At 69.6% G+C, this 26251-nt stretch carries 24 protein-coding genes and 5 tRNA genes; 11 read left to right on the top strand and 18 right to left on the bottom strand.

The window, feature by feature from the left end; all coding sequences use genetic code 11:
* Positions 1-79 precede the first annotated feature (79 nt).
* Genes GWK25_RS08395 through GWK25_RS08385 form a run of 3 tightly spaced genes read right to left on the bottom strand, consistent with a single transcriptional unit; the run spans position 80 to position 3119 of the window.
* On the bottom strand, positions 80-1237 hold the full coding sequence (locus tag GWK25_RS08395) for a D-alanine--D-alanine ligase family protein (RefSeq protein WP_215449177.1): 1158 nt from the start codon (positions 1235-1237) through the stop codon (positions 80-82).
* Between the two features lie 59 nt (positions 1238-1296).
* The gene (locus tag GWK25_RS08390) at positions 1297-2307 is read right to left on the bottom strand and encodes an NAD(P)H-dependent glycerol-3-phosphate dehydrogenase (protein WP_215449176.1); all 1011 of its coding nucleotides are present in this window, start codon (positions 2305-2307) and stop codon (positions 1297-1299) included.
* Positions 2304-3119, bottom strand: coding sequence for a 1-acyl-sn-glycerol-3-phosphate acyltransferase (locus tag GWK25_RS08385; RefSeq protein ID WP_215449175.1), 816 nt, complete (start codon positions 3117-3119; stop codon positions 2304-2306). The genes GWK25_RS08390 and GWK25_RS08385 overlap by 4 nt, the downstream gene beginning before the upstream one ends.
* Positions 3120-3284: 165 nt before the next feature.
* Here GWK25_RS08385 and cofC point away from each other — a divergent pair, with 165 nt between their 5' ends.
* Positions 3285-3935 (top strand): 2-phospho-L-lactate guanylyltransferase, encoded by a 651-nt coding sequence (gene cofC, locus GWK25_RS08380; protein ID WP_215449174.1) that lies wholly within the window; start codon positions 3285-3287, stop codon positions 3933-3935.
* Between the two features lie 9 nt (positions 3936-3944).
* Positions 3945-4148 (top strand): hypothetical protein, encoded by a 204-nt coding sequence (locus tag GWK25_RS08375; protein WP_215449173.1) that lies wholly within the window; start codon positions 3945-3947, stop codon positions 4146-4148.
* A 191-nt stretch (positions 4149-4339) separates the two neighbouring features.
* Here the strand turns inward: GWK25_RS08375 and GWK25_RS08370 are convergent, their stop codons facing one another.
* The 4 genes from GWK25_RS08370 to leuC all read right to left on the bottom strand — a co-directional run bounded on the left by GWK25_RS08370 (position 4340) and on the right by leuC (position 7678).
* Positions 4340-4990 carry an HU family DNA-binding protein gene (locus GWK25_RS08370; RefSeq protein ID WP_215449172.1) on the bottom strand — a complete coding sequence of 217 codons (651 nt, stop codon included), beginning with the start codon at positions 4988-4990 and terminating at the stop codon, positions 4340-4342.
* A 139-nt stretch (positions 4991-5129) separates the two neighbouring features.
* On the bottom strand, positions 5130-5360 hold the full coding sequence (locus GWK25_RS08365) for a hypothetical protein (RefSeq protein WP_215449171.1): 231 nt from the start codon (positions 5358-5360) through the stop codon (positions 5130-5132).
* A 287-nt stretch (positions 5361-5647) separates the two neighbouring features.
* Positions 5648-6241, bottom strand: coding sequence for a 3-isopropylmalate dehydratase small subunit (leuD, locus tag GWK25_RS08360; protein WP_215449170.1), 594 nt, complete (start codon positions 6239-6241; stop codon positions 5648-5650).
* A gap of 6 nt (positions 6242-6247) precedes the next feature.
* Positions 6248-7678 (bottom strand): 3-isopropylmalate dehydratase large subunit, encoded by a 1431-nt coding sequence (gene leuC / locus GWK25_RS08355; protein ID WP_215449169.1) that lies wholly within the window; start codon positions 7676-7678, stop codon positions 6248-6250.
* Positions 7679-7875: 197 nt separating this feature from the next.
* On the opposite strand from leuC, the gene ndgR reads away from it, so the two are divergent.
* Complete coding sequence (gene ndgR / locus GWK25_RS08350; protein WP_020270051.1) at positions 7876-8592, top strand: IclR family transcriptional regulator NdgR; 717 nt, start codon at positions 7876-7878, stop codon at positions 8590-8592.
* Between the two features lie 168 nt (positions 8593-8760).
* Here the strand turns inward: ndgR and GWK25_RS08345 are convergent.
* From GWK25_RS08345 to GWK25_RS08305, 9 genes are all read right to left on the bottom strand, one after another.
* Positions 8761-8833: transfer RNA gene (locus GWK25_RS08345), tRNA-Glu, on the bottom strand.
* Positions 8834-8861: 28 nt separating this feature from the next.
* Positions 8862-8933, bottom strand: a tRNA-Gln gene (locus GWK25_RS08340).
* A 20-nt stretch (positions 8934-8953) separates the two neighbouring features.
* Positions 8954-9026: transfer RNA gene (locus tag GWK25_RS08335), tRNA-Glu, on the bottom strand.
* Between the two features lie 62 nt (positions 9027-9088).
* Positions 9089-9161 (bottom strand) — tRNA-Glu (locus GWK25_RS08330).
* Between the two features lie 40 nt (positions 9162-9201).
* A tRNA-Gln gene (locus tag GWK25_RS08325) sits at positions 9202-9273 on the bottom strand.
* 90 nt (positions 9274-9363) lie between these two features.
* Complete coding sequence (locus tag GWK25_RS08320) at positions 9364-10095, bottom strand: HAD family hydrolase (RefSeq protein ID WP_215449168.1); 732 nt, start codon at positions 10093-10095, stop codon at positions 9364-9366.
* Between the two features lie 126 nt (positions 10096-10221).
* Positions 10222-11697: a glutamate--tRNA ligase gene (gene gltX / locus GWK25_RS08315; RefSeq protein ID WP_215449167.1), complete on the bottom strand. Its 1476-nt coding sequence runs from the start codon at positions 11695-11697 to the stop codon at positions 10222-10224.
* Positions 11690-12466, bottom strand: coding sequence for a fumarylacetoacetate hydrolase family protein (locus GWK25_RS08310; RefSeq protein ID WP_215449166.1), 777 nt, complete (start codon positions 12464-12466; stop codon positions 11690-11692). Before GWK25_RS08310 ends, gltX begins: the two co-directional genes overlap by 8 nt.
* A 217-nt stretch (positions 12467-12683) precedes the next feature.
* Complete coding sequence (locus GWK25_RS08305; protein WP_184899770.1) at positions 12684-12863, bottom strand: hypothetical protein; 180 nt, start codon at positions 12861-12863, stop codon at positions 12684-12686.
* Positions 12864-13466: 603 nt separating this feature from the next.
* Here GWK25_RS08305 and GWK25_RS08300 point away from each other — a divergent pair.
* The 8 genes from GWK25_RS08300 to GWK25_RS08265 all read left to right on the top strand — a co-directional run bounded on the left by GWK25_RS08300 (position 13467) and on the right by GWK25_RS08265 (position 24078).
* The gene (locus GWK25_RS08300) at positions 13467-17321 is read left to right on the top strand and encodes a nitrate- and nitrite sensing domain-containing protein (RefSeq protein ID WP_215449165.1); all 3855 of its coding nucleotides are present in this window, start codon (positions 13467-13469) and stop codon (positions 17319-17321) included.
* A 9-nt stretch (positions 17322-17330) separates the two neighbouring features.
* Positions 17331-17744 (top strand): roadblock/LC7 domain-containing protein, encoded by a 414-nt coding sequence (locus GWK25_RS08295; RefSeq protein ID WP_005479910.1) that lies wholly within the window; start codon positions 17331-17333, stop codon positions 17742-17744.
* A 111-nt stretch (positions 17745-17855) separates the two neighbouring features.
* Positions 17856-18254 (top strand): DUF742 domain-containing protein, encoded by a 399-nt coding sequence (locus tag GWK25_RS08290; protein ID WP_009314205.1) that lies wholly within the window; start codon positions 17856-17858, stop codon positions 18252-18254.
* A complete protein-coding gene (locus tag GWK25_RS08285; RefSeq protein WP_215449164.1) occupies positions 18235-18810 on the top strand; it encodes an ATP/GTP-binding protein in 576 nt (191 codons plus the stop codon). The genes GWK25_RS08290 and GWK25_RS08285 overlap by 20 nt, the downstream gene beginning before the upstream one ends.
* Before the next feature lie 398 nt (positions 18811-19208).
* Entirely contained in the window at positions 19209-22424 is a 3216-nt protein-coding gene (locus GWK25_RS08280; protein ID WP_215449163.1) for a nitrate- and nitrite sensing domain-containing protein, read from the top strand.
* Positions 22425-22434: 10 nt separating this feature from the next.
* Entirely contained in the window at positions 22435-22848 is a 414-nt protein-coding gene (locus GWK25_RS08275; RefSeq protein ID WP_004983065.1) for a roadblock/LC7 domain-containing protein, read from the top strand.
* A gap of 98 nt (positions 22849-22946) precedes the next feature.
* Complete coding sequence (locus tag GWK25_RS08270; RefSeq protein ID WP_215449162.1) at positions 22947-23516, top strand: DUF742 domain-containing protein; 570 nt, start codon at positions 22947-22949, stop codon at positions 23514-23516.
* The gene (locus tag GWK25_RS08265) at positions 23497-24078 is read left to right on the top strand and encodes an ATP/GTP-binding protein (protein ID WP_043432136.1); all 582 of its coding nucleotides are present in this window, start codon (positions 23497-23499) and stop codon (positions 24076-24078) included. Before GWK25_RS08270 ends, GWK25_RS08265 begins: the two co-directional genes overlap by 20 nt.
* Positions 24079-24351: 273 nt before the next feature.
* Here GWK25_RS08265 and GWK25_RS08260 read toward each other — a convergent pair whose 3' ends face one another.
* Both GWK25_RS08260 and GWK25_RS08255 read right to left on the bottom strand, forming a co-directional pair.
* On the bottom strand, positions 24352-24543 hold the full coding sequence (locus tag GWK25_RS08260) for an acyl-CoA carboxylase epsilon subunit (protein WP_215449161.1): 192 nt from the start codon (positions 24541-24543) through the stop codon (positions 24352-24354).
* A 57-nt stretch (positions 24544-24600) separates the two neighbouring features.
* The gene (locus tag GWK25_RS08255) at positions 24601-26184 is read right to left on the bottom strand and encodes an acyl-CoA carboxylase subunit beta (RefSeq protein ID WP_215449160.1); all 1584 of its coding nucleotides are present in this window, start codon (positions 26182-26184) and stop codon (positions 24601-24603) included.
* Positions 26185-26251 lie beyond the last annotated feature (67 nt).

The raw sequence follows: 26251 nt of genomic DNA, 5'->3' as shown, positions 1-26251 counted from the left end.
GCTGCACGTCGGATCGTGGCTGGTCGCGCAGTTCCCCGCGCCCCTCGGAAAAGGGGCTACGCCCCATTCCGAAGGCGGCTCAGCGCAGGCCCGTCGAGCGGTGCAGCGCCGCCTGGATCAGGCGGTCCACCAGCTCGCCGTACTCCACCCCGCTCGCCTTCCACATCGCCGGGTACATCGAGATCGGTGTGAAGCCGGGGAGCGTGTTGATCTCGTTGATGACGAAGTCGCCGTCCTCCGTGAGGAAGAAGTCGGCGCGGACCAGACCCTCGCAGGAAGCGGCCTCGAAGGCGTCGACCGCGAGCCGCTGGACCTCGGCGGTCTCCTCGGGGGTCAGCGGGGCCGGGACGATGCCGGGGGTCGAGTCGATGTACTTCGCCTCGAAGTCGTAGTACGCGTGGGCCTCGGGCGGCGGGATCTCGGCGGGGACGGAGGCGCGCGGGCCGTCCTCGAACTCCAGGACGCCGCACTCGATCTCCCGGCCGCGCAGGGCCGCCTCGACCAGGATCTTCGGGTCGTGGCGCTGGGCCTCGGCGATCGCCTCGTCGAGGCCGACGATGTCGTCGACCTTGGTGATGCCGATGGAGGAGCCCGCGCGGGCGGGCTTCACGAAGAGAGGCCAGCCGTGCTCACCGGCGAGATCGATGATCTTCTTACGGGCGGCCGACTCATCGAGCTGCCACTCGCGCGGCCTGATCACCACGTACGGGCCGACCTTGAGCCCGAAGGAGGTGAACACCCGCTTCATGTACTCCTTGTCCTGGCCGACGGCCGAGGCGAGGACGCCCGAGCCGACGTACGGGACACCGGAGAGCTCCAGGAGGCCCTGGAGGGTGCCGTCCTCGCCGTACGGGCCGTGCAGGACGGGGAAGACGACGTCGACCTCGCCGAGGGCCTTGGGCACCGAACCGGGCTCGCTGTAGACGACTTCGCGGTTGGCGGGGTCGACGGGCAGGATCACGCCGCCCTCCCGGGACTCGGCGAGTTCCTCGACGCTCGGCGTACGGCGGTCGGTGATCGCCATCCGCTCGGGTTCGTCGGCGGTGAGCGCCCAACGGCCGTCCCGCGTGATGCCGATCGGCAGGACGTCGTACTTGCTCCGGTCGATGGCTCGCAGTACGGCGCCGGCCGTGACCACGGAGATCCCGTGTTCCGAGCTGCGGCCGCCGAAGACGACGGCCACGCGCGGCTTGCGGGACGGCTGCTCAGGGCTCTGGGGGAGGTTCTCGCTGCTCATATCGCGACGAGAGTACCCGGTGGTAGGGCGCGAGTCAGTGCCCGAACGGTCGCTTTCGCTCAGCGTCGCTCCGGCTTGGCGCTGCGCGACATCATCTCCTTGAGGGCGACGACCGGCGGCTTGCCGTCGTGGACGATGTCGACGACCGTCTCCGTGATGGGCATGTCGACGCCGTGCCGACGGGCCAAGTCCAGCACGGACTCACAGGACTTGACGCCCTCGGCGGTCTGCTTGGTGACCGCGATGGTCTCCTGGAGGGTCATGCCCTTGCCGAGGTTGGTGCCGAAGGTGTGGTTACGGGAGAGCGGCGAGGAACAGGTCGCCACCAGATCGCCGAGTCCCGCGAGTCCGGAGAAGGTGAGCGGGTCGGCGCCCATCGCGAGACCGAGCCGGGTGGTCTCCGCGAGACCGCGGGTGATGAGCGATCCCTTGGCGTTGTCGCCGAGGCCCATGCCGTCCGCGATGCCGACGGCGAGACCGATGACGTTCTTCACCGCGCCGCCCAGCTCGCAGCCGACGACGTCGGTGTTGGTGTAAGGGCGGAAGTACGGAGTGTGGCAGGCGGCCTGGAGCTTCTGGGCGACCGCCTCGTCGGTGCAGGCGACCACGGAGGCGGCCGGCATGCGGGAGGCGATCTCCCGTGCCAGGTTGGGTCCGGAGACGACGGCGACGCGGTCCTGACCCACCTTGGCGACGTCCTCGATCACCTCGCTCATCCGCATGGCGGAACCGAGTTCGACGCCTTTCATCAGCGAGACGAGGACCGTGTCGGGGGCCAGCAGGGGCACCCATTCGGCGAGGTTGGCGCGCAGGGTCTGGGAGGGGATGGAAAGGATCGTGAAGTCGGCGTCGGCGGCGGCCTCGGCCGGGTCCGTGGTGGCCCGCACGTTCTGCGGGAGTTCCAGGCCCGGCAGGTAGTCGGTGTTGGTCCGAGTGGAGTTGATCGCGTCCGCGACCTCCGGGCGCCGCGCCCACAGGGTGACCTCGCACCCGGCGTCGGCGAGCACCGTACCGAAGGCCGTACCCCATGAACCGGCGCTGAACACGGCCGCCTTGACCGGCTTGCTCACTTGCCCTGCCCCTCTTCCTGATGCTCCTGGGCCCGCTGGACCGGGCTGTGCTGTTGCCGCTTCCCATTGTCGAGCACCGCGCGGGCGCTCCTGCGCCGCTGCTCGATCCGCTCCCGCTTGGGGTCGTACGGCGTCGCGGGCGCCTTCTCGCCGCGGATCTCCTCCAGCTGGCGGGTGATGGCGGCCATGATGACCTCCGTCGCGTCCTTCAGCACATCGGGGCTCATCTCCTTGTCGTAGAAGCGCGAGAGGTCGACGGGCGGGCCCGCGAGGACGTGGTGGGTCTTGCGCGGCAGGAGGTTCGGCTTCTTGGCGTACGGCGGCAGCAGTTCGTTGGCGCCCCACTGGGCGACCGGGATCACCGGGCACCTGGTCTGCAGGGCGACCCGCGCCGCACCGGTCTTGGCCGTCATCGGCCAGCCGTCCGGGTCGCGGGTGAGCGTGCCCTCGGGGTAGAAGGCGACGCACTCGCCGCGCTCCACGGCGTCGATCGCGGCCCGGAACGCGCTCAGCGCGTCGGTGCTCTCGCGATAGACGGGGATCTGACCGGTGCCGCGCATGACGGCGCCGACGAATCCCTTGCCGAAGAGACCGCTCTTCGCGAGAAATCGCGGAACCCGGCCGCTGTTGTACTGATAATGGGCGTACGCAAAGGGATCGACATGCGAATTGTGGTTCACGGCAGTGATAAATCCACCCTCGGCCGGAATGTTCTCCATTCCACGCCAGTCCCGCTTGATCAGCACCACCAGGGGTGGTTTGGCGATCACCGCGGCGAGGCGGTACCAGAAGCCGATTCTCCGGCGGGGCACGCGGACACCTTCCTCTAGGACTTCCCAGGGCCTGTTCCGGGGGCCCGGAGCCGCACAAGTGTCGCCCCGGGCTGCCGGTCTGTCGAGAACACCGTACGCCCCGCCCTGCGGCCGTCCATTGCGCCCAGGTGACAATGGCCGCGACAAGAGAGGGACGGAACGCCCGTGCAGTGGACCCTGGTCGTACCCCTGAAGCCCCTGGCGCGGGCCAAGAGCAGGCTCTCGGACACCGCCGACGACGGGGTGCGCCCCGGTCTGGCCCTCGCCTTCGCGCAGGACACGGTGGCCGCGGCCGTGGCCGCCCCGGCGGTCCGGAGTGTGGTGGTGGTCACGGACGACCGACTGGCCGCGCGCGAACTGGCGGCCCTGGGCGCCCGCACCGTCCCCGAGAATCCCCACGAGGGCTCCGGGGACGGCCTGAACGCCGCTCTGCGGCACGCGGAGGCCGTCGTCCGCGGTGTACACCCGCAAAGCCCCGTGGCGGCGCTGAACGCGGATCTGCCCGCGCTGCGTCCCGGGGAATTGGCCCGCGTACTGAACGCGGCCGCCGAATTCCCCCGCTCTTTCCTCTCCGATGCCGCCGGCACCGGTACGACCCTGCTCGCCGCGACCCCGGGCCATGGCCTCTCCCCCGCCTTCGGCCCCGACTCCCGTCGACGTCACCGCCGCTCGGGCGCCGTGGAGCTCGCTCTCGCCGACGTCGACTCCGTGCGCCAGGACGTCGACACCGGGGACGACCTGCGCGCCGCCCTGGGCCTCGGCGTGGGCCCCCGTACGGCCGCGGCGGCCGCGCGCCTGCTGATCCCCGGCCAGTAGGCTGCGGCCATGCAGGCCACCGCGTACACCTACGACCCCGCCACCCGCAGCGGCCAGGTCCTCCTCGACGACGGCACCCCGCTCCCCTTCGACGCCCCGGCCTTCGACGCGGGCGCCCTGCGCCTGCTGCGCCCGGGCCAGCGCGTCAGGATCGAGACGGAGGGCGAGGCGGACAGCCTGCGCATCACCCTGATCACCTTGCAGACCTTCTGAACGGACTCGCACCAGGGCCGTGCCCGAAAGGGGCGCGGGGAACTGCGCGAGCAACCACGCACGAGCCCGCACCCGCCCGCGAACACGTCCCCCACGGCGAACAGGCCCTCCGCCCTGCTCGAAAACACGCCGCGGGCCGGGCTCCCCATGCAGGAACCCGGCCCGGCGCGTGTGTGTGAGTACCCGGCGCCCTAGGCCTGACGCGCGGCCGTCTTCTTCGCGGTCGTCTTGCGAGCCGTCGACTTCTTGGCCGGCGCCTTCTTCGCGGTGGCCTTCTTGGCCGGGGCCTTCTTCGCCGCGGTCTTCTTCGCCGCCGCCGTCGTCTTGGCGGTCGTCTTCTTCGCCGCCGCCGTCTTCGTGGTGGCCTTCTTGGCGGTCGTCTTCTTCGCCGTGGTCTTCTTCGCGGCGGCCGTCGTCTTCTTGGCGGCGGCCGTGGTCTTGCGGGCGGTGGTCTTCTTCGCGGTGGTCTTCTTCGCCGCCGCCTTCTTGACCGTCGCCGAAGCCCCACCGCTCAGGCTGCCCTTGGGCGCCTTCTTGACCGCGACCTCGCCACCACGGGGAAGCTTCTTCGAACCGCTCACCAGGTCCTTGAAGCCCTGACCCGCGCGGAAACGCGGCACGGAGGTCTTCTTGACCCGAACCCGCTCACCCGTCTGCGGGTTGCGGGCGTAACGGGCAGGCCGGTCGACCTTCTCGAACGAACCGAAGCCGGTGACCGACACCCGGTCCCCGCCGACGACCGCGCGGACGATGGCGTCCAGAACGGCGTCGACCGCGTCGGCGGCCTGCTGACGCCCGCCGACCTTGTCCGCAATCGCTTCTACGAGCTGCGCCTTGTTCACGTCTTCCCCTTCGGAGACATCGCCCGAACGATAGTGTTCAAGCTTTTTCGCACGTTAGGCAGATATATACCGCAAATCAAACACGAAACGGGCTTATCACCCTTGTGCCGCAACGAACTCGGACGGTCATGGAGTTCCTTCAGCGTTCCTCCGCGGGCATTCGCCCCTCGTCGAGGTCCGTCGTGAAGCTCTCCAGACGCCTTGCCGCGTCGGCGAGATCGTGCTTGGCCACGGCCGTAATGACCAGCAGCTTCCGGGTCAGCGCCATGCGTACGCCCTCCGGGACTTGCAGTGCGCGCACCTTTGCGTGCGCTTCCTTGAGTTGGCTCGCGACCGCCGCATAGAGCTCGAGTTGGCCGTCGTGTTCCATGCACAGATTGTGCCATCTGGGGCGAGTTGTCGCCTGCGCAGGGGGCAACTGCCGTCTCCCCAGGGTCCTTGGAGGACTCCGGGCAGATGCCACACCATGATGCGCGTACCCCGGCAATCGCCTTTGTAACTAGGGGAGTTGAAACCTTTCTGCACATGACTTCGAAGGTGCCCGGACCTGGACATGGAGGTACCCCCAACCGTGCACGATTGGGGGTACCTGGGGGTGTCGCGGTGGCTGGAATCCGCCTTGCGCGGCCCGCCCGAGGGGTGGGTCCGCGCGGTGGATCAGACCTTCAGCGTCCTCGGCTTGTACGACGGACGCTTGGCCTCGTACGCGGCGATGTCGGCCTCGTTCTGGAGGGTGATGGAAATGTCGTCGAGCCCGTTCAGCAGCCGCCAGCGGGAGTTCTCGTCCAGCTCGAAGGAGGCGGTGATGCCCTCGGCACGCACCTCGCGGGCCTCGAGGTCGACGGTGATCTCGGCCTCGGGGTCGTTCTCCGTGAGCTGCTGCAGCGCCTCCACGATCTTCTGCTCCAGGACGACCGTGAGCAGGCCGTTCTTGAGCGAGTTGCCGCGGAAGATGTCGGCGAAGCGGGAGGAGATGACTGCCTTGAAGCCGTAGTTCTGCAGCGCCCACACCGCGTGCTCACGGGAGGAACCGGTGCCGAAGTCGGGGCCGGCGACCAGGACGGTGGCGCCGCGTCGCTCGGGCTGGTTGAGGACGAAGGTCTCGTCCTTGCGCCAGGCCTCGAAGAGCCCGTCCTCGAAGCCGTCCCTGGTCACCTTCTTGAGCCAGTGGGCGGGGATGATCTGGTCGGTGTCGACGTTGCTGCGGCGCAGCGGGACGGCCCGGCCGGTGTGCGTGGTGAATGCTTCCATGGCTGTTCAGACTCCAGCGGGCGCGGGGGTGTCGACGTCGGTCAGGTCCGCGGGGGACGCCAGGTGCCCCAGGACGGCGGTCGCGGCGGCGACCTGCGGCGAGACCAGGTGGGTACGGCCGCCCTTGCCCTGCCTGCCCTCGAAGTTGCGGTTGGAGGTGGACGCGGAGCGCTCACCGGGGGCCAGCTGGTCGGGGTTCATGCCCAGACACATCGAACAGCCCGCGTGCCGCCACTCGGCGCCGGCCTCCTTGAAGACCACGTCCAGGCCCTCGGAGACGGCCTGCAGACCGACCCGCGCGGAGCCGGGGACGACCAGCATCCGTACGCCGTCGGCGACTTTGCGGCCCTTGACCAGCTCGGCGGCGGCGCGCAGGTCCTCGATGCGGCCGTTGGTGCACGAACCTACGAAGACCGTGTCCACCTTGATGGAGCGCAGCGGCTGGCCGGCCTCCAACCCCATGTACTCCAGGGCCTTTTCGGCGGCGAGGCGCTCCGAAGCGTCCTCGTACGAAGCCGGGTCGGGGACGGACGCCGAAAGCGGCGCGCCCTGGCCGGGGTTGGTGCCCCAGGTGACGAACGGCGACAGGGAGGCGCCGTCGATGATCACCTCGGCGTCGAACTCGGCGTCCTCGTCCGTCTTCAGCGTCTTCCAGTACGCGACGGCTGCGTCCCAGTCCTCGCCCTCGGGGGCGTGCGGACGGCCCTTGAGGTAGTCGAAGGTCGTCTGGTCGGGGGCGATCATGCCCGCACGGGCACCGGCCTCGATCGACATGTTGCAGATGGTCATGCGGGCCTCCATCGAGAACTTCTCGATGGCGGGGCCCCGGTACTCCAGGACATAGCCCTGGCCGCCGCCCGTACCGATCTTGGCGATGATCGCCAGGATCAGGTCCTTGGCGGTGACGCCATCGGCCAGCTCGCCCTCGACCGTGATCGCCATGGTCTTGGGGCGGACCAGCGGCAGCGTCTGCGTGGCCAGCACGTGCTCCACCTGGGAGGTGCCGATACCGAACGCCAGACCGCCGAAGGCACCGTGCGTCGAGGTGTGGGAGTCACCGCAGACGACCGTCATACCGGGCTGGGTCAGACCCAGCTGCGGGCCGACGACGTGCACGACGCCCTGCTCGACGTCGCCCAGCGGGTGCAGACGCACACCGAACTCGGCGGCGTTCGCGCGCAGCGTCTCCAGCTGGACCCGGGAGACCGGGTCCGCGATGGGCTTGTCGATGTCGAGGGTGGGAGTGTTGTGGTCCTCGGTCGCGATGGTCAGGTCGAGCCGGCGAACCTTCCGCCCGCTCTTGCGGAGACCGTCGAAGGCCTGGGGGCTGGTCACCTCGTGCAGCAGGTGCAAGTCGATGAAGAGGAGGTCGGGCTCGCCCTCGGCGCGCCGGACGACATGGTCGTCCCAGACCTTCTCCGCGAGTGTCCTACCCATCGCTTTCCCTCCGGCCGGCTTGTCCGAGCGCCGGCCCAACTAGAGATATCGGAGGTGGCGAGCGCACGTACCCCTCGTATGAGCGCCGGCCGCCGGGCTCGTTGGTCCGCGAGCCGTTCGTTGTTCTGCTTCCAGAGTGGCAAGGTCCACGCGAAATTGAACTTGCGTTTCACAGAGTGAGACGCGAGTATCGTTGCATGGACAACAGTAGCGGCGTCGGCGTTCTGGACAAGGCGGCCCTGGTCCTGAGCGCTCTGGAGTCCGGTCCGGCCACCCTCGCGGGTCTGGTCGGCGCCACCGGACTCGCACGACCCACGGCCCACCGCCTGGCCGTGGCTCTGGAACACCACCGCATGGTGGCACGCGACATGCAGGGCCGTTTCATCCTCGGCCCCAGGCTGGCCGAGCTGGCCGCGGCCGCCGGCGAGGACCGCCTCCTCGCGACGGCGGGCCCGGTGCTCACCCATCTACGGGACGTGACGGGCGAGAGCGCGCAGCTCTACCGCCGCCAGGGCGACATGCGCATCTGCGTCGCCGCTGCGGAGCGCCTGTCCGGCCTGCGGGACACGGTCCCGGTCGGTTCGACCCTGACGATGAAGGCCGGCTCCTCGGCCCAGATCCTGATGGCCTGGGAGGAGCCCGAGCGCCTGCACCGCGGCCTCCAGGGCGCCCGCTTCACCGCCACCGCCCTGTCGGGCGTGCGGCGCCGGGGCTGGGCCCAGTCCATCGGCGAGCGCGAGCCGGGCGTGGCCTCGGTCTCCGCCCCCGTGCGCGGGCCGTCGAACCGTGTGGTCGCCGCGGTTTCCGTCTCCGGTCCCATCGAGCGCCTCACCCGCCACCCCGGTCGTATGCACGCCCAGGCGGTGATCGACGCCGCGGGTCGCCTCTCGGAGGCCCTGCGCCGCACTGGCTGATCCCCCGAAGCTCCCGTCCGACCACGAAGAAGGCCTGCCTCAACGCCGCGGCAGGCCTTTTCTCGTACGGTCGCCCCCTGGGCCCGTCGACGTCGAACTCCTGGGCCGGTACGGCGAGTTGAGACACGACGAAGGCCCCCCACCGAAGTGGAGGGCCTTCGTGAAACGTACCCCCGACCGGATTCGAACCGGCGCTACCGCCTTGAGAGGGCGGCGTGCTAGGCCGCTACACAACGGGGGCGTGGAGCCTGCGTTTCCGCAGGTCCGAGCTGGTCTACCTGGACTCGAACCAAGACTAACTGAACCAGAATCAGTCGTGCTGCCAATTACACCATAGACCAATGTGGTTTAGACCAGTCAGTACCCCCGACCGGATTCGAACCGGCGCTACCGCCTTGAGAGGGCGGCGTGCTAGGCCGCTACACAACGGGGGCCCTAGCGATCCTGCATCGAAGTGAGCGGGTGCGACCCGAACTCTCCTCGCGGGAAGGATCTGTACCCCCGACCGGATTCGAACCGGCGCTACTGCCTTGAGAGGGCAGCGTGCTAGGCCGCTACACAACGGGGGCTTCGCGGAGTTGATCTCCGCCTGCAGATGAGCTCTGCGAGCTGGCCTACCTGGACTCGAACCAAGACTAACTGAACCAGAATCAGTCGTGCTGCCAATTACACCATAGGCCACTGGAACGCAAGCCCCTGAGGGGATCTTGTTCTAGTTCGCTCCGTCGGTTCCGGCCTTTCGGCCCGCTCTCCGGCGGCGCAGAAAGAACATTACCCGAAGGTGGACGGCGCTCCAAAACGGGTATCCGAGCCGAGGATCGCGGGGAGTTCGGCGAGGGTGGCGATCCGGTGCGGCCCGACGGGCGGGTCGACGGTCGCGTAGAGCCCGCCGCGGTCGATCCAGACGGACAGCAGACCGGCGTCGGCGGCGCCCCGGCCGTCGATCTCCGGGTGGTCGCCGACGTACGCGACCTCGTGCGGAGGCAGTTCCAGCGCCTCGCAGGCCACGTGGAAGGCCTCGGCGGCCGGCTTGTGGACCCCCAGTTGCTCGGCGCACAGCACCGTCTCGAAGCGGTCCCACACCCCGAGGGTGCGCAGCTTGCGTTCCTGGACGGGGAGGCTGGAGTTGGAGAGCACCGCGTGCCGGTGGCTGGCGGCGAGGGCGTCGAGCACGGGCAGGACGTCCGGAAAGAGCGACCAGGCCCGCTCGTAGTGCGCGACATAGCGCTCGAACCAGGCGTCGGCCTCCGCGTCGGTCAGGGGCCGGCCCTGGAAGTCGCGGACCCGGTCACGGCGGGTGGACTCCCAGTCACCCTCGCCCGCCGCGTACCGGCGCCAGTGCAGGCTGGTGAGGTCGCGCCAGCGGGTGAGGGCCTCCTCGACCGACTCGTGCCCGGGCAGCAGGCCCTCGGCGGTGAGATGGTCCCGCATTCCGGCCCGGTCGGCCGCCGTGTAGTCGAAGAGGGTGTCGTCGACGTCCCAGAGCACCGCCTTGATGTCCATGATCCGACCGTAGCCGCAGGGCGGCCGTCCTGTCCGCAGGACGGGACGACGAGGGGCGGCACCCTGTCCTCCGGGTGCCGCCCCTCACCTGCGTCGTTCGTCACACGAGGGCGTCGCGTGCGCGCGTCACGCGGCCAGCCTGGCCAGCGCCGCGTCGATCCTCGCCAGGGTCTTCTCCTTGCCCAGGATCTCCAGGGACTCGAAGAGGGGGAGGCCGACCGTGCGGCCGGTGACGGCGACGCGGACGGGGGCCTGGGCCTTGCCGAGCTTGAGGCCGTGCGCCTCGCCGGCGGCCAGGACGGCCTCCTTCAGGGACTCGGCCGAGGTCCAGTCGGCGGACTCCAGCTTCTCGCGGGCCGTGCGGAGCAGGGCGTCGGAGCCCTCCTTCATGGCCTTGGTCCAGCTGGCCTCGTCCTCGGCCGGCTCCGGCAGGAACAGGAAGTCCACGTTCTCCGTGATCTCCGAGAGGACCTTGAGGCGGGTCTGCGCGTGCGGGGCGATGGCCTCCCACTTGGCCTCGTCGAAATCCTCCGGCGCCCAGGGGGCGAAGGGGGCCTTCAGCCAGGGGGCACAGCGCTCGGTGAACTCCTTCACGTCCAGCAGACGGATGTGGTCGGCGTTGATCGCCTCGGCCTTCTTCAGGTCGAAGCGGGCCGGGTTGGGGTTCACGTCGGCGATGTCGAAGGCGGCGACCATCTCCTCGATCGTGAAGATGTCCTGGTCCGCGGAGAGCGACCAGCCGAGCAGGGAGAGGTAGTTGAGCAGGCCCTCGGGCAGGAAGCCGCGCTCGCGGTAGAGGTTGAGCGACGACTGCGGGTCGCGCTTCGACAGCTTCTTGTTGCCCTCGCCCATCACGTACGGCAGGTGACCGAAGGAGGGGACCTCCTTGGCGATGCCCAGCTCGATCAGCGCCTTGTAGAGGGCGATCTGGCGGGGGGTGGAGGAGAGCAGGTCCTCGCCGCGCAGGACGTGGGTGATCTCCATCAGGGCGTCGTCGACCGGGTTGACCAGCGTGTAGAGCGGGGCCCCGTTGGCGCGGACGATGCCGTAGTCCGGCACGTTCTCCGGGGTGAAGGTCAGCTCGCCGCGGACCAGGTCCGTGAAGGTGATCGTCTCGTCGGGCATCCGGAAGCGGACGATCGGCTCGCGGCCCTCGGCCTCGTACTGCGCCTTCTGCTCCGGCGTGACCTCGCGGCACTTGCCGTCGTAGCCGGAGGGCTTCCCGGCGGCGCGGGCGGCGTCGCGGCGCTCCTCCAGCTCGGAGGCGGTGCAGTAGCAGTAGTAGGCGTGGCCGGCGTCCTTGAGCTTCTCGGCCACCTCCCGGTACGTCTCCATGCGCTGCGACTGGCGGTACGGCGCGTGCGGGCCGCCGATCTCGGGCCCCTCGTCCCAGGTGAAGCCCAGCCAGCGCAGGGAGTCCAGGAGCTGCTCGTAGGACTCCTCGGAGTCGCGGGCCGCGTCGGTGTCCTCGATGCGGAAGACGAACGTGCCGCCGGTGTGGCGGGCGAACGCCCAGTTGAACAGGGCCGTGCGGACCAGGCCCACATGAGGGTTGCCGGTCGGGGACGGACAGAAACGTACGCGGACGGAGCCGTTAGCCACGCTTGATCACCTTGTTGGTGAGAGTGCCGATGCCTTCGATGGTGACGGCGACCTCGTCGCCGACGTTGAGGGGGCCGACCCCTGCCGGGGTGCCCGTGAGGATCACGTCGCCGGGGAGCAGCGTCATGGCCTCGGTGATGTTGACGATCAGGTCCTCGATGGAATTGATCATCTCGCTCGTCCGGCCGAGCTGGCGCTGCCCGCCGTTGACGGTGAGCTGGATGGTCAGGTCGCTCGGGTCGAGGTCGGTCTCCACCCAGGGGCCCAGCGGGCAGGAGGTGTCGAAGCCCTTGGCCCTGGCCCACTGCTTCTCCCGCTTCTGGACGTCACGGGCGGTGATGTCGTTGGCGCAGGTGTAGCCGAAGATCACGTCCTTGACGCGTTCGCGCGGGACCTCGCGGCACATCCGGCCGATGACGACGGCCAGCTCGGCCTCGTGGTGGAGATCCTCGGAGAAGGAGGGGTACTGGATCTCGTCGCCGGGACCGATCACCGAGGTGGCGGGCTTGAAGAAGGCGAACGGGGCGTCGGGGACCTCGTTGCCCAGCTCGCGGGCGTGTTCGGCGTAGTTGCGGCCGAAGGCCACGACCTTGTTGGGGAGCACCGGCGGCAGCAGCCTGACCTTGTTGACCGGGACCTTCGTCCCGGAGAGCTCGAAGTCCGCGAACGGGATGCCCTTGATGATGTCGAGGACGAGCTCGTCCGGCTTGTCGCCCTCGACCGCGCCGAAGGCTACGTTCCCGTCGATGGAGAACCTGGCGATGCGCACGGGATGCTTGCGCCCCTTAACTGAGCTGGCTGGAGTCTGACGGTCCAGGCTAACGCGGGGCGGGGTGGCCGCCTCGCGTATTAACCCCGGTACACGCGCGGAAGGGTGCCCGGCACGTGCCGGGCACCCTTCCGCGAAGCTCTCACAGGAATCCGCTGATTCTTCACAGGAACCGACTTGAGTGATCGGCGGATTCCGCGCGTACTTGACCCTGCAACTACTCCGCCGCCTGGACCGGGACCGTCATCAGGACCGTCCGGCGGGGGTTGGCGGTCACGGAGGGGAGGTCGACGGAGTGCTCCTGCTCCGGCGTACGCAGGTCCTCGGCGTCTTCGAGGTGGGCCAGGGTCGTGCGCCGGGGGTTGGCTATCGTGCGGAACATCGTCGTCGTCTTCACTGTTGTCCTGGACCTCGTCGTGTACGGGCGCCGGGCGGGCCGGAAGGGCCGTCCCACAAGCGCGGGTTGTCGGATTCGCCATCCCTGTAAAGCGTCAGGCTAAACATCCGATTCCCGGGTCAAGTCGTGAAGAAGGCATGATCGGCGTGTGAGTTTGCTCACTCACTCATGGGCAAAACAGGCAATCCGGGCTATCAACTCGCCCCCGTGAAACCGACATAAGCGACCTGAAGCACGCATTCCGCTCCTGATCATGGCGACTGGGACACCCCGCTCACACCCCTGGATCGCACGGGTATGTCCGTAATAAACGGAAACAGCTTCCACGCCTGGTGACGTAGTCCTCACATGCTGTCACAGTGAACAGACCGTTACCCATTGGCCTTGTTGGAGATCCGGCACTGTGCTGGAATTCCACGGACCGCCGCCGGATCGTGCCGGCGCGCAGGGGCGCAAGAACAGCGCCTGGTGGCGGTGGAAGGGGGAGCCAGCGCCGGTCACTCACGACCACCAATTGGGGACGTATTCAGGGCGCCCCCGAAGACGCCGACACCGTCCCGCCGTTCACGCGGTGGGGCGCCTGGTCCAGAGGTTGCGACGCTAGTGCAGGGACGTTTCAAGAGGGATGGCAGCGCTTCGGCGGAGCCGGAGCCACACAACGGAACCGGCAACGGTTCCTCCCCCCAGCACGCCCAGAACCCGGGTCCGGCGGAGATCGGCGACGGCGGGGAGCGCTCCGGGCGCCCCGGCTCGTCAGTTGCTCCCGTACCGCCCGGCAAGCCCAAGGGCGGCACCAAGACCGGAGCTGGTAGCGGCTCCCGAATAGCCCTGCGCAACTGGCGCATCTCGACCCGTCTCGTGTCGCTGCTCGCGCTCCCCGTGGTGGCGGCGACCTCGCTCGGTGCGCTGCGCATCGGCGACAACGTGGACGACATCCAGCAGCTCGACAACATGCGGCTGCTGACCGACATGACCAAGCAGGCGACCGAACTCGCCGCCGCGCTCCAGCAGGAGCGCGACCTGTCGGCCGGTCCCCTCGCGCACGGTCTGGACGCCACCGACTTCACCGTCAAGGGCACCCGCGAGAAGACGGACCAGGCCCGCGTCCAGTTCACGGACGCGACCCAGGCCGCCGAGACCGCGAACACCACCGCGAAGATGCCCGGCGTCCGCGACAGCCTCGTCCGGGTGGTGCGCGAGCTCTACAAGCTCAGCAGCATCCGCAAGAACGCCTACGTGGACCCCAAGAACTCCACGCAGACGGTCGAGGCCTACCACCGACTGATCTCCCAGCTGCTGGACCTGTCCACGGACATGGCCGAGGCCACCAGCAACCCGGACATGATCAAGCGGACCCGTGCCCTCGCGGCCTTCTCCTCCGCGAAGGAGTACGCCTCCATCCAGCGCGCGGTCATCGCGGCGGCGCTCCCCGCGACCGACGACAAGGCCGGCAAGCTCTCCGAGAACGACCGGCTCTACGCGAACTCGGCCCTGTCGAACGAGGAGTCGGACCGCAGGACCTTCACCGACATCTACGGATCCGGTGCCGAGGAACTGACCAAGCCGATCGACGACGCGAGCCCCACCATCGAGGCCGCCGACGTCTACGCGGACCGGGTGCTCGCCAGCGCCGGCGGTCTGGGCGGCCAGGACAACCGCTCGTACCGGGACTGGACCGACGACTCGTCGGCCAAGATCGAGCAGATGAAGAAGATCGAGGGCTCGCTCCTCGAGCAGATGGAGCAGACCGCTCGCAACCTGCGCGCCGACGCCGAGCAAGAGGCGATCATCTCCGGTGCGCTCATCCTGCTCGTCCTCGGTGTCTCCCTCGTCGGCGCCTTCGTCGTGGCCCGGTCCATGATCCGCTCGCTGCGACGGCTGCAGGACACCGCGACCAAGGTCGCCCAGGACCGGCTGCCCGAGCTGGTCAAGCAGCTCTCGGAATCGGACCCGCAGGACGTCGACACCTCCGTCGAATCGGTCGGTGTGCACTCCCGGGACGAGATCGGCCAGGTGGCCGCGGCCTTCGACGACGTGCACCGCGAGGCCGTCCGCCTCGCCGCCGAGCAGGCCCTCCTGCGGGGCAACGTCAACGCGATGTTCACCAACCTCTCGCGCCGCTCGCAGGGCCTCATCCAGCGTCAGCTGTCGCTCATCTCCGAACTGGAGTCCCGCGAGGCCGACCCGGACCAGCTGTCCTCCCTCTTCAAGCTCGACCACCTCGCCACCCGCATGCGCCGTAACGGTGAGAACCTCCTCGTCCTCGCCGGTGAAGAGCCCGGCCGCCGCTGGACCCGTCCGGTCCCGCTGGTCGACGTGCTCCGCGCCGCCGCGTCCGAGGTGGAGCAGTACGAGCGCATCGAGCTGGCCGCCGTGCCCACCACCGAAGTGGCCGGCCGGGTCGTCAACGACCTCGTGCACCTGCTCGCCGAGCTGCTCGAGAACGCGACCTCCTTCTCCTCGCCGCAGACCAAGGTCAAGGTCACCGGTCACGCGCTGCCCGACGGCCGTGTGCTGATCGAGATCCACGACACCGGTATCGGCCTCTCCCCCGAGGACCTCGCGGCGATCAACGAGCGGCTCGCCTCGCCGCCCACCGTGGACGTGTCGGTCTCCCGGCGCATGGGTCTGTTCGTGGTCGGTCGTCTGTCGCAGCGCCACGGCATCCGCATCCAGCTGCGTCCGTCCGACTCGGGCGGTACGACCGCGCTCGTCATGCTTCCCGTCGACGTGGCCCAGGGCAACAAGAAGCCCTCCCCGGGCAAGCCCGGTCAGGGTGCCCCCTCCACCGGTGGCCCCGCAGCCGCGCAGGCCGCGGCCGGTGCCGCGGCCGCGCGTCGCCAGACGGGCAACCAGTCGGGTCCGCCGCTCGGCGGTCCCTCCGCCGGTGGTGGACTCCTGGGCGGAGCGCCGCAGCGTGGGCAGGTCGGCGCGGGCCAGGGTCCGCGGGCCGCGCTGCCCGGCAACCCCAGTGGTCCTGGCGGCTTCGGCAACCCCGGCGCCCCGCGTGGGCCGCAGGGCGGCCCGCCGATGTCCCCGCAGGGCGGCCGGCCGGCTCCGGCGGGTGCCGGTGCCGGTGGGTTCGGCGGCCGTCAGGCGCCGGGTGCCCCGCAGGGGCTGCAGGCTGCCGGGACCGGTACTCCGGGCGGCTTCGAGAGCTTCGACGACTCCGGACGCCAGAGCGGCTTCCCCACCGGTTCGGGCATGCGCCCGGCCGGCGGTCCCGGTGACACCGGTGCGGGACGGCCGGGCGGCGCCGACAACGGCCCCGGCGCCGTGCCGCCCAAGCAGGGCAAGGAACGTTCCGGCAGGCGTCGCCCGCAGCTGCCCGGCCGCGGTGGCGCACGCGCCGAGCTGCCCGGTGGCAACTCCCCGGCGCGGCCGAGCTGGAGCGACGACAACGCGCAGCCGCCGGTGCCGCGCGCCTCGCTGGACGCCCCGCGCGGCCACGAGGAGCAGCCGGACGTCACCGCGCCGATGCCGCGCGTCGACCCCCACCAGGGTCCTGGCCCGTCCGACGACTTCCCGCGTTCGCCGCAGGGCGACTTCGACAGCCGGCGCCCCGGTGCGGGCACCCCGCAGAACGGCACCGGGTCCTACGTCCGCTCCGACGTGTTCGGCGGGGCCGGTGCTCCGCCGGCGCCCACCGGGCCGTCCCGCGGCACCCCGCAGGACCAGTCATCCACCGGGCAGTTCGCCACGCCGGGCTACGACGGCTCCGGCACGGGCCAGTTCCCGGCTCCGGGTCGGCAGAACCCGCAGGGCGCCGGGCAGTACGGTGCGCCGGGTCGGCAGAACCCGCAGGACACCGGTCAGTTCGAGCGGCCGCAGGTCAACGGCGAGAACTACGGCGCGCCCCGCCCGCCGGTTCCGCCGCAGCGGCCCCCGGTGCCCCCGCAGCGTCCCGCGCGTCCGCAGGAGCCGGAGGCACTGCCCCCGGCGACGGGCCCGATGGACGGCCGTACACCGCTGTACGACACGCTGGAGACCAACTGGTTCCACGGTCAGGGCGGCCAGAACGGCCAGAGCGGTCAGAGCGGCCAGAGCGGTCAGAGCGGTCAGCAGCAGGGCAACGGTTCCGCGCCTCAGCAGCACACCGCTCCGGCGCCCCAGCGTCCGGCGGCCGCTCCCCAGCGTCCTGCCGCTCCCGCCGCGTCGGCCTCCTCCAGCTGGCGCAGCACTCCCAACGACGACCTGGTCCGCCAGGCCGAACGAGCCCGTCAACCCTCGGCGGGCGGGGTCACCACCTCCGGCCTGCCGCGCCGGGTCCCGCGCGCCAACCTCGTGCCGGGCACGGCTCAGCAGCAACAGCACCAAACCGGTCCGCAGGTCTCGCGTTCGCCTGACGACGTACGCGGCCGGCTGACCAATCTCCGTCGGGGCATCGCGCAGGGTCGACAGGCCGGCAACGGCCAGACCGGCAGCTTCCCGAGCCCCACTCACCAGCAGGAGCGTTAGTTGAGCCAGATGAGCCAGGCGGCACAGAACCTCAACTGGTTGATCACCAACTTCGTGGACAACACCCCCGGGGTGTCCCACACCGTCGTCGTGTCCGCCGACGGTCTTCTTCTGGCGATGTCGGAAGGTTTTCCGCGCGACCGTGCCGATCAGCTCGCGGCCGTCGCCTCCGGACTCACCTCGCTCACGGCCGGGGCGTCCCGGATCTTCGAGGGCGGGGACGTGGCCCAGACCGTGGTCGAGATGGAACGCGGATTCCTCTTCCTCATGTCCGTCTCCGACGGATCGTCCCTGGCCGTCCTCGCCCACCCCGAGTGCGACATCGGCCTGGTCGGTTACGAGATGGCGCTGCTCGTCGACCGCGCGGGCGCCGTGCTCACGCCCGACCTGCGCGCCGAACTCCAAGGCAGTCTGCTCCACTGACGCCTGCGGAATCACAGAATTCACCACATCACCGTCCGGCCGACGCAGTCCCCCCACCGGCCCCCGTCAGACGGCACGACTGACCGACTTGCTGTCCCGCTCGGAGGATCAATGACCCCGCCCACCGCTCCTCACGATCCGTACGCAGAGCCGTACGGAGACGAGGGCGACCAGCCGCTGGTACGGCCCTACGCCATGACCGGTGGCCGGACGCGGCCGCGATACCAGCTCGCCCTCGAGGCGCTGATCAGCACGACGGCAGACCCCGCCCACCTGATGGGGCTGCTCCCCGAGCACCAGCGGATCTGTCACCTGTGCCACGAGGTGAAGTCGGTGGCCGAGGTGTCGGCCCTGCTGTCCATGCCGCTCGGTGTGGCACGGATCCTGGTCGCGGACCTCGCCGAGGCCGGACTCGTCGCGATCCATCAGCCCGGTGGCGACGAGAACGCCGGTGGCGCTCCGGACGTGACTCTGCTGGAAAGGGTGCTCAGTGGACTTCGGAAGCTCTGAAGCGGGACGGGCCACCACCTCCGCGAAGATCGTGGTGGCGGGCGGTTTCGGCGTGGGCAAGACCACGTTCGTCGGGGCCGTCTCGGAGATCAACCCGCTGCGTACCGAGGCCGTGATGACGTCCGCGTCCGCGGGCATCGACGACCTCACCCACACCGGGGACAAGACGACCACCACGGTCGCCATGGACTTCGGCCGTATCACCCTCGACCAGGACCTGATCCTGTACCTGTTCGGCACCCCCGGTCAGGACCGCTTCTGGTTCATGTGGGACGACCTGGTCCGCGGCGCCATCGGTGCCGTGGTGCTGGTCGACACCCGTCGTCTCGCCGACTGCTTCCCGGCCGTCGACTACTTCGAGAACAGCGGGCTCCCCTTCGTCATCGCCCTCAACGGCTTCGACGGGCACCAGCCGTACACGCCCGACGAGGTGCGTGAGGCACTGCAGATCGGCCCCGACGCCCCGATCATCACGACGGACGCCCGCCACCGCGCGGACGCCAAGTCGGCCCTGATCACCCTGGTCGAGCACGCGCTCATGGCGCGGCTGCGCTAGGGAACAGGCGCCGAAGCACCACGACTGGGCCCAAAACAGGACCCAAGTCCACAACGTCATACGGCAGTTGTCGTAGTTACACCGGAGCCGGCTGTGTCCTTTGACACGGTCGGCCCCGGTGTTCATAACGTTTCGACAGAGAAATAGGGTGGTACGACCACGCGTCGCGGTCGATCGGTGCCGCTGCGCTCACAATGCCCCCGCTTTTTGCTGGGGCTCGCTCTTTATGACCGTTTTATCTGGGACTTACATCACGCGGAATCGTTGCCTCCCAGTGTTTGGAAGTCCTCAGCGTGACGTGCTGGAATGCCTGAACTGCCCATTAGTCAAAGACGTACTAGGGCGTGGAGTCACCCGCGGCACGACGTAGGTGCCGGCGCCGAGAGGTTGTTGGTCGAGTGAGGCGAAGCAAGAAAGGTCCCGAGCCGTCGGCGCGGGGCAACTTCACCCCGCCGCCGCGCGGAGCGGCACCCGCACAAGTGACCGGACCGGAGCCGACGGCAGCTCCCGCGCCCAGCGGCAGTCGTCTCTCCCCCCGCAACTGGCGTGTACCCACTCGCCTGAACGCGATCCTCCTCATACCCGTGCTGGTCGGCCTGATCATGGGCGGCTTCCAGGTGAAGGGCTCGATCGACACCTGGCAGGAAGCGAAGGACGCCGAGAAGGTCGCCAAGATCGTGGCCGCCGCCGGTATCTACGCCGAGGCACTGCTCAACGAGCGTGACCTCTCCGCCCAGCCGCTGCTGGAGGGCGACCGCGACAGCGAGGTCGTCAAGGATGCCCGCGCCTTCACCGACGAGAAGGCGGACGCCTTCCACGCCGAGGTCGTCGGGATGCCCGCCGGGCAGGGCCTGGAGCGGCGTCTGCGTCTGGTGGAGGAGGCCGAGCCGGCGCTGGAGAAACTCCGGCAGACGGCCTTCACCCGGGCCGCCGACCCGGTACAGACCGAAGAGGGCTACGTCACCGTCGAGCACCTCCTGGCGGAGTTCTCCAACGAGCTCGGCCTCGGTACCGGCAACATCACCGCGTACGGCCGCACGGTCTACGCGGTCACGCTCGCCAAGGGCGCCGCCTCGCTGCAGCGTTCGATCGGCACGCACCTGCTGATCCGGCCCAGCGAGGACGAGAAGGTCCGCCGCCAGCAGGTCACCGCCTTCACCTCCTACGCCTACCTGGAGAACATCGCCGTACAGGAGTACGTCTCCGGCGGCACCGAGGCCGACGCCGCGCGGCTCGAGTCCGTGATGGCGCAGAAGACCGAAGAGGGCAAGAAGCAGGTGGCCGAGGCCGCCGCGAAGGACCCGGACTACGTCGCGCCGCCGGACACCATGCTGAAGATGGTCCAGGCGATCGGCAGCGGTGCATCCCCCGAGGACCTCGCCAAGCAGGGCGTCACCTACCAGAACTGGATGGCGGCCTCCACGCTGAAGTTCGAGGGCTACAGCGAGGTCGAGACCGAGCTGATCAACAGGGCGGTGTCCGAGGCCGGCCAGATCGCCTCCGACGCCCAGCGCGACGCCTACATCAACGGCGCCATCGTCATCGTCGCCCTGCTCGCCGCCTTCATCCTCGCCGGGATCATGGCCCGCCAGATGAGCCGCTCGATGCGCCAGCTGCGCAACGCCGCCTTCGGCATCGCCGAGCAGCGCCTGCCGATGCTGGTCGACCAGCTCTCGCGCACCGACCCCGGCCGGGTCGACACCCGGGTCGCGCCGATCCCGATCACCTCCACGGACGAGATCGGCGAGGTCGCCCGCGCCTTCGACCAGGTCCACCGCGAGGCCGTGCGGCTCGCCGCCGAGCAGGCACTGCTGCGGGGCAACATCAACGCGATCTTCACCAACCTCTCGCGCCGCAACCAGTCGCTGATCGAGGGCCAGCTGACCCTGATCACCGACCTGGAGAACAACGAGGCCGACCCCGACCAGCTGGAGAACCTCTTCAAGCTGGACCACCTGGCCACCCGCATGCGCCGCAACGGCGAGAACCTGCTGGTCCTCGCCGGTGAGGAGCCCGGCCGCCGCTGGGACCAGCCGGTCCCGCTGATCGACGTGCTGCGCGCCGCCTCCTCCGAGGTGGAGCAGTACGAGCGCATCGAGCTCTCCGGCGTCCCGGAGGCCGAGATCCACGGCCGCGCCGTGACCGACCTCGTGCACCTGCTGGCCGAGCTCCTGGAGAACGCCACCACGTTCTCCTCCCCGCAGACCAAGGTCCGCGTCACCGCGACCCGTCTCCCCGACGGCCGCGTGATGATCGAGATCCACGACAAGGGCATCGGCCTCACCGCCGAGGACTTCGCGGACATCAACCACAAGCTGGCCAACCCGCCGACCGTGGACGCCGCGATCTCGCAGCGCATGGGTCTGTTCGTGGTCGGCCGGCTGTCCGACCGGCACGGCATCCGGGTCCAGCTCCGCCCCTCGGGCGAGCAGGCCGGTACGACCTCGCTGGTCATGCTGCCCGACGTCATCACCCACGGTGGCGGTGGCGAGCAGCACCAGCCGTCGGCCGACGAGTTCACGGTCTCGCAGATCATCCCGGAGCAGCACTCGTTCCAGCAGCCGGGCGTCGCCCCGATGCGGACCGCCGCCGAGCTGGGCTTCGACGACAGCCGGTACGACGTTCCGGACGACATCCGCGACCTGGACCCCGTGGGCCGTTCCCTGATGCGCGAGGAGCGCCGGGCGGCTCTGGAGTCCCAGGCGCACAACCCGCAGCTGCCCGCCGGCGAGGCGCCGCGCTACGGCGACGACTTCCAGTCGCCCGAGCCGTCCTACGACAACGGCGCGACCGCGTACGTGGACCCGCAGCGGTCCTACGACCAGCAGACGCCGTACGAGGAGCCGCAGCAGCCGTCGTACGACGAGGCGTACTTCGGCCAGAACAACGGCGTGGCGAACGGCAACGGGCACCTCCCGGGGGGGAACGACACGTTCACCGCTACCGGCGGTTACCCCGAGCCCGCCTATGCGGAGTCCGTGCAGGAGGAGCACGCGGCCGCCGCCGCGAACGCCCCGGAGACGTACGCGGGCTTCGAGGAGCAGTCCTATCAGGACGACTGGCCGCAGCAGCAGGACTACCAGAGCTCGTACCGCTCCGAGTACGCTCCGGAACCGGAATCTGCGCAGGCCGCTGACGTGAAGGAGCCGGACCGCGTAGGCTTCGACCGTCCGGGATCCACCCCTTCCGCCGGCCACACGCTGACCGACGCCGGCCTTCCCCGCCGCGGCTCCGCCGCGAGCGCGGGCGGCACGAGCGCGGGCGCCGCGACCGGACGGCAGGAAGTGGCCCAGGACCAGCCGACGGCCGGGGGACCGAACGGCGACTGGCGCTCGACCAACGACGAGCGCTGGCAGCAGGCCTCCCAGCTGAAGAAGCCCAAGGCGGGCGGGGTCACCTCCTCCGGCCTGCCTCGGCGGGTGCCCAAGGCCAACCTGGTCGAGGGAGCCGCCAAGACGACCCCGCAGGGAGGTCCACAGATCTCCCGCGCTCCCGAGGACGTCCGGGGCAGGCTGAGCAACCTGCGCCGAGGTGTCCAGCGTGGGCGCAACGCAGGCAGTGAAACGAACGGCCAGGGCTTCGGTCCTGACAGCACCTACAACCAGGAGCGTTAGTGTGAGCCCGATGAGCCAGGCGGCACAGAACCTGAACTGGTTGATCACCAATTTCGTGGACAACACCCCCGGGGTGTCGCACACGGTGGTGGTCTCCGCCGACGGACTCCTTCTGGCGATGTCCGAAGGGTTTCCCCGCGACCGCGCCGACCAGCTGGCGGCCGTCGCGTCGGGTCTGACCTCTCTGACCGCGGGTGCCTCCCGCATTTTCGAAGGTGGCAGCGTCAATCAGACGGTTGTGGAGATGGAGCGGGGATTCCTGTTCATCATGTCCATTTCCGACGGTTCCTCGCTCGCCGTACTCGCACATCCGGAAGCCGACATCGGTCTCATCGGGTACGAGATGGCCCTTCTGGTGGATCGTGCCGGTACGGTCCTGACGCCCGATCTTCGTGCGGAGCTCCAGGGCAGCCTGCTCAACTAACAGTCAGACGGTGCGTTTTGGCGTCCCGGGGCCGTAAGGTTTCGGGACGCGGCTTCCAATGAGCCATGGATGCCAGCACAGTCGGAGGAGGAGAGAACGTGGCAACACCCCCAGGCGGTTCATCGTCGGGCAACTGGTCCTACCCTGGCCAGGGGCCGGGCCAGGGTGACCAGAACCGGTACAACTTCCCCTCCGCACCGAGCCGCCAGCAGCCGTACGCACCGCAGGGCCCCGGCCCCTCGCCGTACGACCAGCCGTCGGCGCCGCGCATCCAGCCCGTGCAGCCGCAGCGCCGCACCCCTGAGCCGTCGCCCGCGGGGGCGGCGACCAACCCCCTGGTGCGCCCGTACGCCATGACGGGCGGCCGCACCAGGCCGCGTTACCAGCTCGCCATCGAGGCGCTGGTGCACACCACCGCGCAGCCGCACCAGATGCAGGGCCAGTTGCCCGAGCATCAGCGGATCTGCAACCTCTGCCGAGAGATCAAGTCGGTCGCCGAGATCTCGGCGCTGCTGACCATCCCCCTCGGCGTGGCCAGGATCCTCGTCGCCGACTTGGCGGAGGCGGGCCTGGTCGCCATTCATCAGCCCGGCGGCGACGAGAGCGCCGGCGGCCAGCCAGACGTGACACTGCTCGAAAGGGTGCTCAGTGGACTTCGCAAGCTCTAGCGGCGGTCCTTCCCGCTCCACCACCTCGGCGAAGATCGTGGTGGCGGGTGGCTTCGGCGTGGGCAAGACCACGTTCGTCGGGGCCGTCTCGGAGATCAACCCGCTGCGTACCGAGGCCGTGATGACGTCCGCGTCCGCGGGCATCGACGACCTCACCCACACCGGGGACAAGACGACCACCACGGTCGCCATGGACTTCGGCCGTATCACCCTCGACCAGGACCTGATCCTGTACCTGTTCGGCACCCCCGGTCAGGACCGCTTCTGGTTCATGTGGGACGACCTGGTCCGCGGCGCCATCGGTGCCGTGGTGCTGGTCGACACCCGTCGTCTCGCCGACTGCTTCCCGGCCGTCGACTACTTCGAGAACAGCGGGCTCCCCTTCGTCATCGCCCTCAACGGCTTCGACGGGCAGCAGCCGTACAACCCGGACGAGGTGCGTGAGGCGCTGCAGATCGGCCCCGACACCCCGATCATCACGACGGACGCGCGGCATCGGGCCGATGCGAAGTCGGCGCTGATCACGCTGGTCGAGCATGCGCTGATGGCTCGCCTGCGGTAGGCCTGCGGCGCTCAGCCGACGATGAAAGGGGACCCCTTCCCGTTGTTCCGGGAGGGGTCCCCTTCGTTGTGGGTCGGGTGCGGATCCGGTGGGGGCTGGTCGCGCAGTTCCCCGCGCCCCTAAAAACAACGGCCTACGGGCCGAGAAGCACGGGGCGCAGCCCCTGCTTTTCAGGGGCGCGGGGAACTGCGCGAGAAGCCCCACCGGGCCCGCACCCGACCCACACGTGAAAGGACCCCCTCCATTCGGAGAGGGCCCTTCGAAAACCAAGGCTCAGCGCCAGCTGTGCGGCGCCCGGAAGCCGGGCTCGCGCTCCAGGCGGCGCCAGCCCGCGCGGAGGCGGCCTCGGTGGACCGGCGTGGCCTCCGGCTGCGCGGCCGCTCGGGCCAGCAGCAGCGCGGTGATCGCGGCCACTTCCTCCGGCTCGGCGTGGCCCTTCTCGACGCGAATGTCAGGCAGCTTCATGGGTGTCAGTCTCCGTGAGAGAAGTTTCCGCAGGGGTACCGCGAAGGAACCGGCGGGTTACTGCGGCGGGTTGCCGTGCTTGCGGGACGGCAGGTCCGCGTGCTTGGTGTGGAGCATCGCCAGGGAGCGGATGAGGACCGCGCGGGTGTCCGCGGGGTCGATCACGTCGTCCACGAGGCCGCGCTCGGCCGCGTAGTACGGGTGCATCAGCTCGGCCTTGTACTCCTTGACCATCCGGACCCGCATCGCCTCGGGGTCCTCGGCCTCGGCGATCTGGCGCCGGAAGATGACGTTGGCGGCGCCTTCGGCGCCCATGACGGCGATCTCGTTGGTGGGCCACGCGTAGGTGAGGTCGGCCCCGATGGACTGGCTGTCCATGACGATGTAGGCACCTCCGTACGCCTTGCGCAGGATCAGCGAGATCCGGGGCACGGTGGCGTTGCAGTAGGCGTACAGCAGCTTCGCGCCGTGGCGGATGATTCCACCGTGCTCCTGGTCGACGCCGGGCAGGAAGCCGGGCACGTCCAGAAGAGTGATGATCGGGATGTTGAAGGCGTCGCACATCTGCACGAAGCGGGCGGCCTTCTCGCTGGCCTCGATGTCCAGGACGCCCGCCAGGGACTGCGGCTGGTTGGCGACGATGCCGACGACCTGGCCGTCGAGCCGGCCGAGGGCGCAGATGATGTTGCGGGCCCAGCGCTCGTGGACCTCCAGGTAGTCGCCGTCGTCGACGATCTCCTCGATGACCTTGGTCATGTCGTAGGGCCGGTTGCCGTCGGCCGGGACCAGGTCGAGGAGGACGTCGCTGCGGCGGTCCACCGGGTCGGAGGGCTCCACACGCGGCGGGTTCTCGCGGTTGTTCTGCGGGAGCATCGACAGGAGGTAGCGCACCTCGGCGATGCAGGTCTCCTCGTCGTCGTAGGCGAAGTGCGCCACGCCGCTGGTCTCGGCGTGCACGTCCGCGCCGCCCAGGCCGTTCTGGGTGATCTCCTCGCCGGTGACCGCCTTGACGACGTCCGGGCCGGTGATGAACATCTGCGAGGTCTCGCGGACCATGAACACGAAGTCGGTCAGGGCCGGGCTGTAGGCCGCGCCGCCCGCACACGGGCCCAGCATCACACTGATCTGCGGGATGACGCCCGAGGCCCGGGTGTTGCGCTGGAAGATGCCGCCGTAGCCGGCCAGCGCCGAGACACCCTCCTGGATCCGGGCGCCCGCGCCGTCGTTGAGCGAGACCAGCGGGGCACCGGCCGCGATGGCCATGTCCATGATCTTGTGGATCTTCGTGGCGTGGGCCTCGCCCAGCGCCCCGCCGAAGATCCGGAAGTCGTGTGCGTAGACGAAGACCGTACGGCCCTCCACCGTGCCCCAGCCGGTGACCACACCGTCGGTGTACGGCTTCTTGGCCTCCAGACCGAACCCGGTGGCCCGGTGCCGGCGCAGCTGCTCGACCTCGTTGAAGGAGCCCGGGTCCAGCAGCAGCTCGATGCGCTCCCGGGAGGTCAGCTTGCCCTTGGCGTGCTGCGCCTCGGTCGCCTTCTCGCTGGGGCCGGCCAACGCCTGGGCACGGATCTCGTGCAGTTCGGCCACTCGCCCGCGCGCGTCCGTCGGCTCACCCGGTGCCTCATCCAAAACGGTCATGTAGTGACCTTACGAAGCCGAGCGAGGAAAGCGGTCCGTCGACTCCGTACAGTCTCCGGCGTGTTTT

This window comes from Streptomyces sp. ATCC 21386 (assembly GCF_018728545.1).
Taxonomy (GTDB): Bacteria; Actinomycetota; Actinomycetes; order Streptomycetales; family Streptomycetaceae; genus Streptomyces.
Note: the sequence above shows the minus strand (reverse complement) of the source record. Positions and strands in the feature narration are given on the sequence as shown.

What these genes read in the sequence shown, in the direction of transcription:
- GWK25_RS08395 (WP_215449177.1), bottom strand. Translation starts at nt 1,237, where the DNA reads ATGAGCAGCGAGAACCTCCCCCAGAGCCCTGAGCAGCCGTCCCGCAAG.
- GWK25_RS08375 (WP_215449173.1), top strand. Translation starts at nt 3,945, where the DNA reads ATGCAGGCCACCGCGTACACCTACGACCCCGCCACCCGCAGCGGCCAG.
- GWK25_RS08365 (WP_215449171.1), bottom strand. Translation starts at nt 5,360, where the DNA reads ATGGAACACGACGGCCAACTCGAGCTCTATGCGGCGGTCGCGAGCCAA.
- leuD (WP_215449170.1), bottom strand. Translation starts at nt 6,241, where the DNA reads ATGGAAGCATTCACCACGCACACCGGCCGGGCCGTCCCGCTGCGCCGC.
- leuC (WP_215449169.1), bottom strand. Translation starts at nt 7,678, where the DNA reads ATGGGTAGGACACTCGCGGAGAAGGTCTGGGACGACCATGTCGTCCGG.
- ndgR (WP_020270051.1), top strand. Translation starts at nt 7,876, where the DNA reads ATGGACAACAGTAGCGGCGTCGGCGTTCTGGACAAGGCGGCCCTGGTC.
- GWK25_RS08320 (WP_215449168.1), bottom strand. Translation starts at nt 10,095, where the DNA reads ATGGACATCAAGGCGGTGCTCTGGGACGTCGACGACACCCTCTTCGAC.
- GWK25_RS08295 (WP_005479910.1), top strand. Translation starts at nt 17,331, where the DNA reads ATGAGCCAGGCGGCACAGAACCTCAACTGGTTGATCACCAACTTCGTG.
- GWK25_RS08290 (WP_009314205.1), top strand. Translation starts at nt 17,856, where the DNA reads ATGACCCCGCCCACCGCTCCTCACGATCCGTACGCAGAGCCGTACGGA.
- GWK25_RS08275 (WP_004983065.1), top strand. Translation starts at nt 22,435, where the DNA reads ATGAGCCAGGCGGCACAGAACCTGAACTGGTTGATCACCAATTTCGTG.
- GWK25_RS08260 (WP_215449161.1), bottom strand. Translation starts at nt 24,543, where the DNA reads ATGAAGCTGCCTGACATTCGCGTCGAGAAGGGCCACGCCGAGCCGGAG.
- GWK25_RS08255 (WP_215449160.1), bottom strand. Translation starts at nt 26,184, where the DNA reads ATGACCGTTTTGGATGAGGCACCGGGTGAGCCGACGGACGCGCGCGGG.